Source organism: Aquipseudomonas alcaligenes, assembly GCF_003205495.1.
In the GTDB taxonomy this organism is placed as follows: domain Bacteria; phylum Pseudomonadota; class Gammaproteobacteria; order Pseudomonadales; family Pseudomonadaceae; genus Aquipseudomonas; species Aquipseudomonas alcaligenes_B.
The window spans coordinates 26,538-39,711 of the sequence record NZ_QJRX01000013.1; the positions used below are offsets into that span (position 1 = coordinate 26,538).

A 13,174-nucleotide genomic window follows, 5' to 3' on the forward strand; every position below is an offset into this window, starting at 1 on the left:
ATAAATTGCCTGCCTATTTGTTAGCCCGCTTTGTAACTGTTCTGGTTCTATGACAACAACTGTACTGGTCATCCGTGGAAGTTCTGGCGGATACCTGTAATCCGTGATTTTTCACTAGGCGCAAGGCTGCTGGCAGCGACTTGTTGCCGATACAGTTTTGTGACTGCTCCGATTCGCGAACCATCTGTTATTGCCCGGCTGGCGGGCCCACGAAGCCCGTCCAGACTGTCGGTAAGCCCACGAGGAAACCTCATGACCGATCAGACCCAACAATTCGCCAGCGACAACTATTCCGGCATCTGCCCGGAGGCCTGTGCCGCCATGGCCGAGGCCAACCAGGGCCACCAGCGCGCCTACGGCGAGGACCAGTGGACGGCCCGCGCCGCCGACCGCTTCCGCCAGTTGTTCGAGACCGACTGCGAAGTGTTCTTCGCCTTCAACGGCACGGCGGCCAACTCCCTGGCCCTGTCCAGCCTGTGCCAGAGCTACCACAGCGTGATCTGCTCGGAGACCGCCCACGTCGAGACCGACGAATGCGGCGCGCCGGAGTTCTTCTCCAACGGCTCCAAGCTGCTCACCGCGCGTACCCTGGACGGCAAGCTGACCCCGCAGACCATCCGCGAGGTTGCCCTCAAGCGCCAGGACATCCACTACCCCAAGCCGCGCGTGGTGACCCTGACCCAGGCCACCGAGGTCGGCACCGTCTACCGCCCCGAGGAGGTCGCGGCCATCAGCCAGGTGTGCAAGGAGCTGGGCCTCAACCTGCACATGGACGGCGCACGCTTCTCCAACGCCTGCGCCTTCCTCGGCTGCAGCCCGGCCGAGCTGACCTGGAAGGCCGGCGTCGACGTGCTGTGCTTCGGCGGCACCAAGAACGGCATGGCGGTGGGCGAGGCCATCCTGTTCTTCAACAAGGCCCTGGCCGAGGACTTCGACTACCGCTGCAAGCAGGCCGGCCAGCTGGCCTCGAAGATGCGCTACCTGTCGGCGCCCTGGGTCGGCCTGCTGCAGGACGACGCCTGGCTGCGCTACGCCGGCCACGCCAACCGCTGCGCACGCCTGCTGGCCGAGCTGGTGGCGGACGTGCCGGGTGTCAGCCTGATGTTCCCGGTACAGGCCAACGGCGTGTTCCTGCAGCTCTCCGAGCCGGCCATCGAGCGCCTGCGCGACTGGGGCTGGCGCTTCTACACCTTCATCGGCGCCGGCGGCGCGCGCTTCATGTGCAGCTGGGACACCGAGGAGGCGCGGGTGCGCCAGCTGGCGGCGGACATCCGCCGCGCCATGGCCTGAGGTGCCGCGCGCCTAGCCCAGCCAGCCCTCGGCCTTGGCCCGCGCCACCGCCTGGGTGCGGCGCTGCACGCCGAGCTTGACGTTGATCCGCCGCGCGTGGGTCTTCACCGTGTGCAGGGAGATGTACAGGCTGTCGGCGATCTGCTGGTTGGAGTGGCCCTGGGCGATCAGGCCGAGCACCGCCAGTTCGCGTTTGCTCAGCAGCGCCTCGCCCGGGGGCGTGGCGCCGTCCGTGGCGCCGGTGGACTGCAGCAGGTGCGCCGGCCAGGCCGGGTGTTCCGCCAGCCAGTCCGGCTGGCGCTGCTGCAGGGCCAGCAGCGGTTGCAGCTGCGCCTGGCGCTCGGCCTCGCCGACTGCCAGGCGCAGCAGGGCCTCGGCCTCGGTTTCGCGCCCGGCCAGGTGCAGGGCCTCGGCCTGGCTCAGGCGCACCCGCGTGGCCAGGCTGTGGTGGCCGCTGCGCCGGCAGTCGTCATGCAGCGTCTGCAGCGCCGTCAGCGCGCTGGCGGTCTGGCCCAGCGCCAGGTCGGCCTGGGCCAGGTACAGGCGGGCCCGGGGCAGCAGGTCGTAGAAGCCCGAGGGCGCCAGCAGGCGCTCCTGCTCCAGGCGCTGGCACACCCGCAGGAAGGCCTGGCGCGCCTTGTCCGCCTCGCCCTGGCGCAGCCACAGGCCGCCCTGGGCCAGCTGCAGCATCTCCCGGTAGCGCACCTCCGGCACGTGCAGCCACTGCATCTGCCGCTCGGCGCGGCGCAGCAGCTGCTGCGCGCCCTCGTCGTCGTTCTGCGCGCAGGCCAGCTCGGCCAGGCCCAGGTAGCCGAACAGCAGGTAGGCGTCCTCGCAGGCCTCGGCCTCCTCGACCCCGGCACGCAGCATGGCCTGCGCCGCCGCGATGTCGCCGCGGCTGGCCAGCAGGGTGCCGCGCAGCAGCTGCAGGCGCGCCAGCACCGGGCCGCGCAGGCTGGCGCCCTGCAGCAGCTGCAGGCACTGCGCGGTCTGCTCGAGGGCGCGTTCGCGCTCGCCGAGCATGCTTAGCAGGTGGATGTGGTCGACGCTGAGCAGCGCCTCGAACAGCACGCTTCCGCGCAGGCGAGCCAGGCGCAGGCCCTCGTGGCTGTGCTGCTGGGCGCTGACCAGGTCGAGCTCGGCCATGGCCTGCTGGGCCAGGGCCTGCTGGCAGAGGATGTGCTGCGACCAGGCCGACTCGTGCAGCACGGCCAGGGCCTCCAGGCAGTGCTGGCGGGCGCTGGCCTGGCCGCGCTGGCGCTGCAGCACGCCCTGCACCGCCTGGTACTGGGAGATCAGCTGCTGCTGGCGGCGCGTGTCGGGCTGCGGCAGGAAGCGTCCCAGCTCGGCGATGCAGGCGTCCGCCTCGTCCAGCCGCGCGCAGATGATCAACGCCCAGGCCTGCAGCATGATCAGCCGCGGCGTGCTGTTGAACAGGTGTGCCGGCAGCTCGTCGCGCCAGTGCAGGAACTGCGCGACGCTCTGGCCGATCAGCAGCTGGTCCTGGCCGTAGCGCTGCAGGTAGTTGGCCGCCACGTCCGGCTGCTCGGCCCACAGCGCGTGCTCCACCGCCTCGCGCACGGCGCCGCGGCCGGCGAACCACTGGCAGGCGCGCACGTGGGCCTGCAGCGGCGCCTGGCCGCCGGGCAGGCGCCTGAGCAGGGCGGCCAGCGGCCGCCACAGGCGGAACCATTCGCCGCAGCTGTCCAGGCCGCGCAGGAACAGCTGGCGCTGGCGCAGCTGCTCCAGCACGCCGGCGCCGCCCTGTTCCTCCAGCAGGTGCTCGCACAGGGCGGCGCCGAAGCGCGGCATGTGCGCCAGCACCAGCAGGGCCTGGCGCAGCGCTGTCGGCAGGGGGGCCAGCACCTCGCGTTCGAGGTATTCCAGCAGCAGCGGGGTGCCGGCGGCCAGGCGCTGGCCGAGGTTGTCGGCGTGGCCGCCGATCAGCAGCAGGCAGATGCCGGCCAGCCAGCCCTCGCTGTGCTGCAGCAGCTGGCCGGCGAGTTCGCCCGGCAGGGGTTGCTGGCGCTGCTGCAGGAGGCGGCCGAGCTCCTCCTGGTCGAGGGCCAGGGCGTCGGCGTCGAGCTCCTGCAGGTCGCCCTGCAGCAGCAGGCGCGGCAGGTTCCAGGCCGGCCGGCGGCGCCCGCCGATCCACCAGCGCAGGGTGTGCGGGGCGCGCTCCAGCAGGCGGTCGAGGCAGGCGTCCAGTTCGGCGCAGGGCTGCCGCGGGTAGTCGTCGAGGATGATCCACAGCGGCTGTTCGATGCGCCCGAGCAGCAGGCCCAGCTCGGCGCAGGGCTCGCCGTCGCCATGACCCAGCTGCAGGGCGGCGGCCAGGCGCACCAGCAGTTCGGCGGGGCTGTGCGGATGGCCGAGCAGGTCGAGCCAGACCACCCGGGTGCCGGCCGGGGCCTGGCGTGCGCATTCGCCGAGCAGCACGCTCTTGCCGAAGCCGGCCGGCGCGCACACCAGGGTCAGGCGGCAGTCGCCGGCCAGCAGGGCGCGGGTCAGGCGCGGGCGAGCGATGTGCGCCGCCGGCAGGCGCGGCAGCGAGGGGTCCGGCTGGCGCGCGGGAAGCGGGTGCAGGGCGCGAACCTTGTCGTGCATGGTCATGGCCTCGGCTCTGTTCTTGTGTTTGTGCGAGCGATGCGGCGATCTTATCCAATCGGCGGCGGCCGTGGCCGGCGCGGACAAAAAAGGCGACCGCTGGGGTCGCCTCAAGCTGGAGCAGCGTTGCGGTGGCACTCGTCAGCGCACGCCGGCGTTGCGCAGGGCGGCCGGGGTGAAGTCGACGGCCGAGGCCTGGATGCCGTACTCGATCGAGCGCTTCTCCTCGTTGGCCATGCCGATGGCCAGGTAGCGCCCGGCGATGATGTCGTACAGGGCCTCGAAGGCGTACACCGGCACCTGCTGGGCGAACTGCTGCACCAGCATGGCCTGGCCGACGCGCCACAGCTGGCCGCGGCCGTCGTAGTGCTCGGACACGGCGATCTGCCAGCTGTCCTCGTCGATGAAGAAGCGGCGCTTGGCGTAGATGTTGCGCTCGCCGCTCTTCAGCGTGGCTTCCACTTCCCACACCCGGTGCAGCTCGTAGCGCGCCAGGTCCTGGTTGGTGTGGCCGGTCTTGAGGATGTCGGCGTACTTCACCTGCGGCGACTGCAGCTGGTAGTTGTTGTAGGGGATGTACAGCTCGCGCTTGCCCACCAGCTTCCAGTCGTAGCGATTCGGCGCGCCGTTGTACATGTCGAAGTTGTCCGAGGTGCGCAGGCCGTCGGCGGCGGTGCCCGGGCCGTCGTAGGCCACCTGCGGGGCGCGGCGCACGCGGCGCTGGCCGGCGTTGTACAGCCAGGCCATGCGCGGCTCGCGGATCTGGTCCAGCGAGTCGTGCACCAGCAGCACGTTGCCGGCCAGGCGCGCCGGGGCGGTGACGCGCTGCTTGAAGAACAGCAGGGCGTTTTCCGCCTTCTTCGCGTCCAGGCCCGTGGTCATGGTCGGGAAGGCCACCTCGTCCTCGAAGTGCACCAGGCTGTAGTTGCCGTTGGCCTGCGGCGCGGCCTGCACGATGCTGCGCCGCAGGTTGCCGCCGCGGTAGCGGGTGATGTGGTTCCACACCACTTCCAGGCCGTTCTGCGGAATCGGGAAGGCGTAGTAGCGGCTGTCGGCGAAGCCCTGCAGGCCGTTGCCGCCCTCGATCAGGCGGGTGCTCAGCGCGCTCTTCTGCGCCGCCGCGTAGATCTCTGCCGGCACCGCCGCGCTGCGATGGCTGGGGTAGACCACCATCTTGTAGGTCTCGGGGTAGCGCTTGAACATGGCGACCTGGCCTTCGGAGAGCTTGTCCCGGTACTGCTCCAGGTTCTGCGCGGTGATGGTGAACAGCGGCTGTTCGCCGGCGAAGGGGTCGGCGAGGAAGCCGGCGGCATCCACCGCCGCGGCGCTGGTCGGCAGGCCGCCGTTCCACTCGGGGATGGAGCCGTCGGCGTTGCCGGCCTTCTCGGCACCCAGCGGGGTCAGGCTGCTGCCCAGCTTGGCGGCTTCCTCGGGCGACACGGCGGCGAGCACGCCGCCGGCCAGCAGGGAGAGGGTGAGGGCGGTGATCAGTTTTGTTGTTTTCATCTTGACCGGTTCCCTTAGAAGTTCACGCCGACGCTGAAGGCGAGGAAGTCGCGATCGGTCAGGGTGTTGAAGTCGCCAGCGAAGAAATTGGTGTAGCTGAGGCTGGCGGTGTAGGTGTTGAGGTAGTCGGCATCTACACCGACGCTGACGGCCTTGGCGCCTTCGTTGAACACCGGGCCGTAGCCGTCGACGTCATGCGACCAGGCGACATTGGGCTTGAGGTTGACCCCGGCGAACACGTCGCTGTACTCCAGGATGCCGCGCGCGCGGTAGCCCCACGAGGTGTTGGTGTAGAAGCCGTGGGTGCCGTACTCGCGCAGGGCGGCGATATTGGAGGCGCCGGTGCCGTGCGGCGAGCCGTAGATCGAGTCGCGGCCGTAGGCTATCTCGTCGCGGCTCTCCAGGCCGCCGATGCTGGTCAGGCCCAGCTCGCCCACCAGGGTCAGGCGCGAGGCGCCGAGCACCTGGTCGAAGAAGTGGGTCAGGGTGGTCTGCGCCTGGGTCACTTCCTTGCGGTTGTAGCCCTTGAGGTAGCGATCACCCTGCGCCATGGCGGCGCCAATGCCGGCCAGCCCGCCACCGGCTGCGGCGAAGGCGCCTGCCGGGGTCGTGGCCAGCTTGGCGGTCATATCGGTACCGTTGATGCCCAGCGGCATGTTCGGCCGGTAGCTGATCTCGCCGGCCCAGGCGGTGCCGGTGGGCAGCGTGGTGGAGAAGCTCAGGCCGTAGAGGCGGATGTCCTCCGGGTATTCCAGAAAATACTGGCCTGTCCCCAGCAGGATCGGTTGGGCGAAGGCGCCGGCCCCTGCTGGCCCCGGCGGGTTATAGGTGAGCGCATTGAGGATGTTGGCAGAGCTGGCAGTGGTGTAGCCGGCATTTGGCGTGCGGCTGTGATAGTTGAGGACGTAGGCACCGTATTCGGTTTCATCACCGAGCCAGCGCAGCGCCAGGCCCCATTGTCCGGAGTCGCGTGCATCGCGGTCGCCGCCGCGCGGCACCACCAGCCCTTCGGGGGTCAGGGTAACGCCCTGGCCTGCCAGCAGGCTGGCCGCCGGCAGCAGGGTATTCATGGTCGCGCTATCGAGAATGTTGTAGTTGGCATCACAGCCATCGGCGGCCACGTCGCTGGAGGCGAAGAAGGTGCCGCAGTTGTCGGCCACCGTCTGATCCCATTCCAGTTGGTAGAAGGCCTCGGCCGACAGCTGGTCGGTGATGCTCTGCGAGACATAGAACATGTTGACCGGGATCAGGCCTTCCTTGATTTCCGCACCGGGACGGCGGAAGGCGGCGGCATCGATCGGGTTGATCGCATTGATGCCGTTACCGATGAAGGTGCTCTCGCCCCAGCTCACCACCTGCTTGCCCAGGCGCACCGAGCCGGGCATCTCGCCGATGGCGTAGTTGTGGTAGACGAAGGCGTCGAGGATTTCCGCGCCGGAGGACTGTGCGGCCTGCTTGCGGTTGGAGTCGTCGATGTCCTTGAACAGGCGGCTCTCGTCCTTCAGTTCGAAGTCGTACCAGTACTTGCCGCGGACGAACACGCCGGTGTCGCCGTAGCGCAGCTCGAGGTCGTGGATGCCCTTGAAGATCTTGGAAAAGGTCTCGCCGCGCTTGAAGTTCAGGCGGCCGTCGTCACCGGTCTGGGTGAAGCCGGTGCCGCCGTTGGTCGTGCCGATCAGGTCCCTGTCCGGCTTGGCGGTGGACCAGCTGGCGCCGACCGAGAGAGAGGAGTCGAGCTGGCCTTCGATCTCCCCGATGCTGAAGGTGACGGCCTGTACCGGGGCCGCGGCCCCCAGTGCGACGGCCAGGGCGAGGGTGTGCGGCTGGAAGATTCCGGGCCTTTTTATTCTTGTCATGAGGCTCTCCGTGGATGGGTGGAACAGCCAGCACCCTACCCAGCGGATGACAGGCGCATAAGCGCACCAAGGATGGATTCGCGCTGTCGCCCGAAAGTATGAAAGGCCCTGTCCGGCGGGCCGCGGCGCCCGTCAGAAGCCCGGTGAATGGTGGGTCATCGACGGCGCCTAGAGCCCGTACTTCTTCACCTTGTCGAACAGCGTGGTCTTGGCCATGCCCAGGGCCTGGGCGGCCTGGCTGAGGTTGCCGGCGTGGCGCTCGAGGGCGGCGCCGAGCAGGTTGCGCTCGAAGGCCTCGACCGCTTCGGCGAAGCTCGCGCCGCTGCCGTCCGGCGCCGCGCCGCTGTGCTTGAACACCGGCAGGCCGAGGGCGAAGCGCTCGGCCACGTTGCGCAGTTCGCGCACGTTGCCCGGCCAGTCGTGGGCCTGCAGGGCGCTGGCGGTGGCGCGGTCGAGCTCGGGCACGGCGCGGTCGAAGCGCAGCGCCGACTGCTGCAGGAAGTGCTCGAACAGCAGCAGGATGTCCTCGCGGCGGTCGCGCAGCGGCGGCAGCTCCAGGCTGACCACGTTGAGCCGGTAGTACAGGTCGCTGCGGAACTCGCCGCGCTGGCCCAGCTCGGCCAGGTCGGCCTTGGTCGCGGCGATCACCCGGCAGTCCACGCTGATCGGCTGGTTGGAGCCGAGGCGCTCCAGGCTGTGTTCCTGCAGCACGCGCAGCAGCTTGATCTGCAGGGCCAGCGGCATGCTCTCGATCTCGTCGAGGAACAGCGAGCCGCCGTCGGCGTGCTCGATCTTGCCGATGCGGCGCTTGCCGGCGCCGGTGAAGGCGTTGGCCTCGTGGCCGAAGATCTCGCTCTCGAACAGGCTCTCCGGCAGGCCGCCGCAGTTGAGGGCGACGAACTCCTTGCCCTGGCGCCGGCTGAAGTCGTGCAGGCAGCGCGCCACCAGCTCCTTGCCGGTGCCGGTCTCGCCCTCGATCAGCACGTTGGCGCCGGTGTCGGCGACGTTGGCGATCAGCTCGCGCAGGCGCTGCATGGCCGGCGAGCGGCCGATGATGCGCTGCTCCAGGGCCTGGCGCCCGGCCAGCTGGCGGCGCAGCGCGCTGACCTCGCGGGCCAGGCCGCGTTGTTCCAGGGCGCGACGCACCACCTCGACCAGGCGCTCGGGGGAGAAGGGCTTCTCGATGAAGTCGTAGGCGCCGTCGCGCATGGCGCCCACCGCCATGCCGATGTCGCCGTGGCCGGTGATCAGCACCACCGGCAGGCGCGGGTCGCGGCGCCGCAGTTCGGCCAGTAGCTGCAGGCCGTCCATGCCCGGCAGGCGGATGTCGCTGACGACGATGCCGGCGAAGTCGGCCTCGACCCTGGTCAGCGCTTCCTCGGCACTGCCGACGCCGGAGCTTTCGATGTCTTCCAGCTGCAGGGCCTGCTGGCAGCCGAGCAGCACATGGGGGTCGTCCTCGACGATCAGCACGGTCAGCGCGTCAGACATGGCGGGGCTCCTCCAGGGGCAGGGTGAGGACGAAGGCGGTGCCGCCTTCCTCCGGGTGGCGCACGGCCAGGCTGCCGGCGGCGGCCGCGGCGAGGCTGGCCGACAGGGTCAGGCCGAGGCCCAGGCCCTTCTCGCCGGGCTTGGTGGTGAAGAAGGGCTCGAACAGGTGGGCGCGCAGCTCCGGCGGGATGCCGGCGCCGCTGTCGCGGATTTCCAGCACATAGTCGGCGCCGCTGGCCGCACCGCTCAGCCACAGCTCGCGGCGCGGCTGTTCGCGCAGGGCGTCCAGGGCGTTGCTCAGCAGGTTGACCAGGATCTGCTCCAGGCGGGTCTGGTCGATGGCCAGGCGCGCCTCGGCGCACGCGCGGTGCAGGGTCGGGCGCTCCTGCTCGATGCGGCTGTGCAGGAGGAACAGCGCGGCGTCCACCGCCTGCTCCAGGCTGGCCTGGCCCTGGTCGCCGCCGCGCCGGGCGAAGGCGCGCAGGCTGGCGGTGATGCGGCCCATGCGGTCGACCAGCTCGCCGATCGCCTGCAGGTTGCTGCCGGCGGTGTCCAGCGCGCCGCGTTCGAGGAAGCGCGCGGCATTCGCCGACAGGGTACGCAGCGCCGCCAGCGGCTGGTTCAGTTCGTGGGCGATGCTGGTGGACATCTGCCCGATCACCGCCAGCTTGCCGGCCTGCACCAGGCCATCCTGGGCCTGGCGCAGGTTGGCCTCGGTCTGCTGGCGTTCGCGCACTTCGTCCTGCAGCAGACGGTTGCTGGCGGACAGGTCGAGGGTGCGCTCGGCGATCTTGCGCTCCAGGTCGGCGTTGGCCGCCTGCAGCGCCTCGCGCGCCGCCAGGCGGGTGGCGATCACCTTGCGCCGCTGGTTCAGCGCCAGGCCGCCGAAGATCAGCAGGGCGCAGGCCACGCCGGCCAGCAGGCCGTGGCTGACGGCGGCGCGGCGCTGCTCGGCCAGCGGCGTGAGCAGGGTCAGGTGCCAGGGCGTGTCGGCCAGGGCGCGGGTCTGTTGCAGGTAGTCCAGCGGCTGGCCGGCGGGGCCGTGCAGGCGCACCTCCTGCAGGCCGTCGCCGAGCTCACGGCGGGCCAGCGGCTGCAGCTCCTCCAGCGCCGCCCAGTGGTATTGCAGGCTGCGCGCCAGGCGCTCGCGGCTGGCGTCGTCCAGCGGCTGCACGGCCTTGAGCCGGCGCTTCGGGTCGCTGGAGAGGATGATGATGCCGTTCTCGTCGCTGACGTAGGCTTCCACACGGGCGTCGGCCCAGCGCTTCTCCAGGGCGTCCAGGCGCACCTTGACCACCGCCACGCCGATCACCCGGCCGTTGCCGCGCAGGCCGTGGGCCAGGTAGTAGCCGGGCTCGCCGGTGGTGCTGCCGATGCCATAGAAGCGCCCCGGCTCGCCGCGCACGGCCTGCTTGTAGTAGTCGCGGAACGACAGGTCTTCGCCCAGATAGCTGTCCGGCTGGTTCCAGTTGCTGGTGGCGACCACCCGGCCGTCGAGGTCGAGCACGTACACGGCCAGGCTGCCGGCGCGGCGGTTGAGGCCTTCGAGGTGGTCGTTGAGGCGCTGTCGGCGGTAGCGGCCGGGGGTCAGCAGCACGCGGCTGACGCTGCTCTCCAGCTCCAGCAGGCTGGGCAGGTAGGTGTACTTGTTGATCTCGCTCTCCACCGCGCGGGCGTTGAGCTCCAGCTGGCGCTCGCCGCCTTCGGCCAGGGTGCGGATGCCGGCGGCCTCGCTGAGACGGTAGCCGGCGTAGCCGCAGCCGAGCACCAGGGCGATGCCCAGCAGGGTCAGCAGGATCTGGCGGAACAGGCGTGGCTTCACGGCGAGCACGGGCGGGACGCTGGGGGACGGGCATTGCATCACAGTAGTCCCGGGCTGGGTAGGTTGGGCGCAGCGCTACTCGGCGGGTGGCACGGGGCGAATGCTCCCTCTCCCGTTTACGGGGGCACGCCCAGTGGAGAGGGTTGGGGAGAGGGCTACGGGGCCTTCCCTCTCCCCCAGCCCCTCTCCCACAAGTGGGAGAGGGGAGTCTCCGTCAGTGCTGGAGGATCTTGTTGAGGAACTGCTGGGCACGTTCCGAGCGCGCGTTGATGTCGCCGAAGAACTCTTCCTTGGCGCAGTCTTCGACTATCTGCCCGCGGTCCATGAAGATCACCCGGTCGGCGACCTTGCGCGCGAAGCCCATCTCGTGGGTCACGCACATCATGGTCATGCCCTCGTTGGCCAGCTGCACCATCACGTCGAGCACCTCGTTGACCATCTCCGGGTCGAGTGCCGAAGTCGGTTCGTCGAACAGCATCACCACCGGGTCCATGGCCAGCGCGCGGGCGATGGCCACGCGCTGCTGCTGGCCGCCGGAGAGCTGGCCCGGATGCTTGTGCGCGTGAGCCAGCAGGCCGACGCGGTCGAGCAGCTTGAGACCCTTCTCGGTGGCCTCGGCTTTGCTGCGGCCGAGCACCTTGACCTGGGCGATGGTCAGGTTCTCGGTGATCGACAGGTGCGGGAACAGCTCGAAGTGCTGGAACACCATGCCGACCCGCGAGCGCAGCTGCGGCAGGTTGGTCTGCTTGGCGGCGATGGAGGTGCCGTCGACCACGATGTCGCCCTTCTGGAAGGGTTCCAGGGCGTTGACGCACTTGATCAGGGTCGACTTGCCGGAGCCGGACGGCCCGCACACCACCACCACCTCACCCTTCTTCACCTCGGTGCTGCAGTCGGTCAGCACCTGGAAGTCCCCGTACCACTTGTTGACGTTCTGGATGGAAATCATACGGCTAACCTTTTCTGCAGGAGCTTGACCAGCTGCGAGGCGGCGAAGCTGAGGGTGAAGTACATGAGGCCGGCGAAGATCAGGAACTCGTGCGGCTGGCCGAGGATGTCGCCGCGCGAGCGGGCGGCGTTGAGGAAGTCCATCAGGCCCACGGTGTAGACCAGCGAGGTGTCCTGGAACAGGATGATGCTCTGCTGCAGCAGCAGCGGCGTCATCTTGCGGAAGGCCTGCGGCAGGATGATCAGGCGCATGCTCTGCGCGTAGGTCATGCCCAGCGCGGAGGCGGCGCCCATCTGGCCCTTGGGGATGGCCTGGATGCCGGCGCGGACGATCTCGCAGAAGTAGGCCGCCTCGAACATCACGAAGGCCACCAGGCACGAGGTGAAGGCGCCCACCGGGGTGTCCTCGCCGGTGATCCAGCGCAGGATGAAGGGCACCGCGAAGTAGAACCAGGTGATCACCAGCAGCAGCGGGATGGAGCGGAAGTAGTTGACGTAGGTGGCGGCGGCATTGGCCAGCAGGCGGTTGTGCGACAGCCGCGCGATGGCCAGCAGGGTGCCCAGCACCACGCCGCCGAGCACGCCCAGCACCATCAGCTGCAGGGTCATCAGCATGCCGTTCCACAGGCCCGGCAGGGCCGGGACGATAGCGCTGAAATCCATTATTTGCCTCCCACGGCGATCAGGCCGGGCACCGCGACCTTCTTCTCGATCAGGCGCATCAGCAGCATCAGGCTCATGTTCAGGGTGAAGTAGATCAGCGTGGCCAGGGTGAAGGCCTCGAACAGGTTGGCGCTGAATTCGGCGGTCTGCTTGGTCTGCGCCAGCAGCTCCATGAGGCCGATCAGCGAGGCCACCGAGGAGTTCTTGAAGATGTTGAGGAACTCGCTGGTCAGCGGCGGGATGATGATGCGGAACGCCTGCGGCAGCAGGACGTTGGCGTAGATCTGTGGCAGGCGGAAGCCCAGCGCGTAGCCGGCGGCCAGCTGGCCCTTGGGCAGCGCCTGGATGCCGGTGCGCACCTGCTCGCAGACGCGCGCGGCGGTGAACAGGCCGAGGCACACGACCACGCTGATGAAGGCCGAGGTGGCCGGGTTGAGGTCCTGCTTGAACCACATTTCCAGCGGCTCGGGCAGCAGGTCCGGCACCAGGAAGTACCAGAGGAACAGCTGCACCAGCAGCGGCACGTTGCGGAACAGCTCCACGTAGCAGGTGGCGAAGCCGCTGATCCAGCGGTTCGGCACGGTGCGCATCACGCCGAGCAGCGAGCCCAGCAGCAGGGCGATCAGCCAGCCGGCCAGGGCGATGGCGATGGTCCAGCCCAGGCCGGTGACGAACCAGTCCAGGTAGATCTCGTTGCCGATGCCGGTGGGCTTGAAGAACACGCCCCAGTCCCAGTTGTAATTCATCTTGGCTACCCACGATCAGGGCGGACAGGAGCCGGGGCCGACACGGTCCCCCACCGCGGTTGGCGGTGGTGCTCCTGTCCTAATTTACAGAGGTGAGGCGGCGCCGCTCTCGTGAAGTGGCGCCGTACCAACAGGGGGCTTCTTGCTCCCTCTCCCGTTCACGGGAGAGGGCCGGGGAGAGGGTTTCGCGTCGCCCCCTCTCCCCCAGCCCCTCTCCCCCGAGGGGAGAGGGGCTGGGGGAGAGG

At 69.4% G+C, this 13,174-nt stretch carries 9 protein-coding genes; 1 reads left to right on the forward strand and 8 read right to left on the reverse strand.

The annotated features are described in order from the left end of the window. Positions 1 to 252 precede the first annotated feature (252 nt). Positions 253 to 1,290: a threonine aldolase family protein gene (locus DMO17_RS19170; protein WP_110684077.1), complete on the forward strand. Its 1,038-nt coding sequence runs from the start codon at positions 253 to 255 to the stop codon at positions 1,288 to 1,290. A 12-nt stretch (positions 1,291 to 1,302) separates the two neighbouring features. On the opposite strand, the gene DMO17_RS19175 is transcribed toward DMO17_RS19170, so the two are convergent. The 8 genes from DMO17_RS19175 to DMO17_RS19210 all read right to left on the reverse strand — a co-directional run bounded on the left by DMO17_RS19175 (position 1,303) and on the right by DMO17_RS19210 (position 12,929). Beyond that, positions 1,303 to 3,903 (reverse strand): LuxR C-terminal-related transcriptional regulator, encoded by a 2,601-nt coding sequence (locus DMO17_RS19175; protein ID WP_258371580.1) that lies wholly within the window; start codon positions 3,901 to 3,903, stop codon positions 1,303 to 1,305. Between the two features lie 135 nt (positions 3,904 to 4,038). Then, positions 4,039 to 5,403 carry a DUF1329 domain-containing protein gene (locus DMO17_RS19180; RefSeq protein WP_110684078.1) on the reverse strand — a complete coding sequence of 455 codons (1,365 nt, stop codon included), beginning with the start codon at positions 5,401 to 5,403 and terminating at the stop codon, positions 4,039 to 4,041. A 14-nt stretch (positions 5,404 to 5,417) separates the two neighbouring features. Continuing rightward, positions 5,418 to 7,259 carry a DUF1302 domain-containing protein gene (locus DMO17_RS19185; RefSeq protein WP_110684079.1) on the reverse strand — a complete coding sequence of 614 codons (1,842 nt, stop codon included), beginning with the start codon at positions 7,257 to 7,259 and terminating at the stop codon, positions 5,418 to 5,420. A gap of 168 nt (positions 7,260 to 7,427) precedes the next feature. Then, complete coding sequence (aauR, locus tag DMO17_RS19190) at positions 7,428 to 8,750, reverse strand: two-component response regulator AauR (protein ID WP_110684080.1); 1,323 nt, start codon at positions 8,748 to 8,750, stop codon at positions 7,428 to 7,430. Then, positions 8,743 to 10,611, reverse strand: a complete 1,869-nt coding sequence (locus DMO17_RS19195) for a sensor histidine kinase (protein WP_110684081.1) — start codon at positions 10,609 to 10,611, stop codon at positions 8,743 to 8,745. The genes aauR and DMO17_RS19195 overlap by 8 nt, the downstream gene beginning before the upstream one ends. A 175-nt stretch (positions 10,612 to 10,786) precedes the next feature. Further along, on the reverse strand, positions 10,787 to 11,521 hold the full coding sequence (locus DMO17_RS19200; protein WP_021702120.1) for an amino acid ABC transporter ATP-binding protein: 735 nt from the start codon (positions 11,519 to 11,521) through the stop codon (positions 10,787 to 10,789). Further along, positions 11,518 to 12,186, reverse strand: a complete 669-nt coding sequence (locus tag DMO17_RS19205) for an amino acid ABC transporter permease (RefSeq protein WP_181418831.1) — start codon at positions 12,184 to 12,186, stop codon at positions 11,518 to 11,520. Before DMO17_RS19205 ends, DMO17_RS19200 begins: the two co-directional genes overlap by 4 nt. Then, positions 12,183 to 12,929: an amino acid ABC transporter permease gene (locus DMO17_RS19210; RefSeq protein ID WP_110684083.1), complete on the reverse strand. Its 747-nt coding sequence runs from the start codon at positions 12,927 to 12,929 to the stop codon at positions 12,183 to 12,185. The genes DMO17_RS19205 and DMO17_RS19210 overlap by 4 nt, the downstream gene beginning before the upstream one ends. Positions 12,930 to 13,174 lie beyond the last annotated feature (245 nt).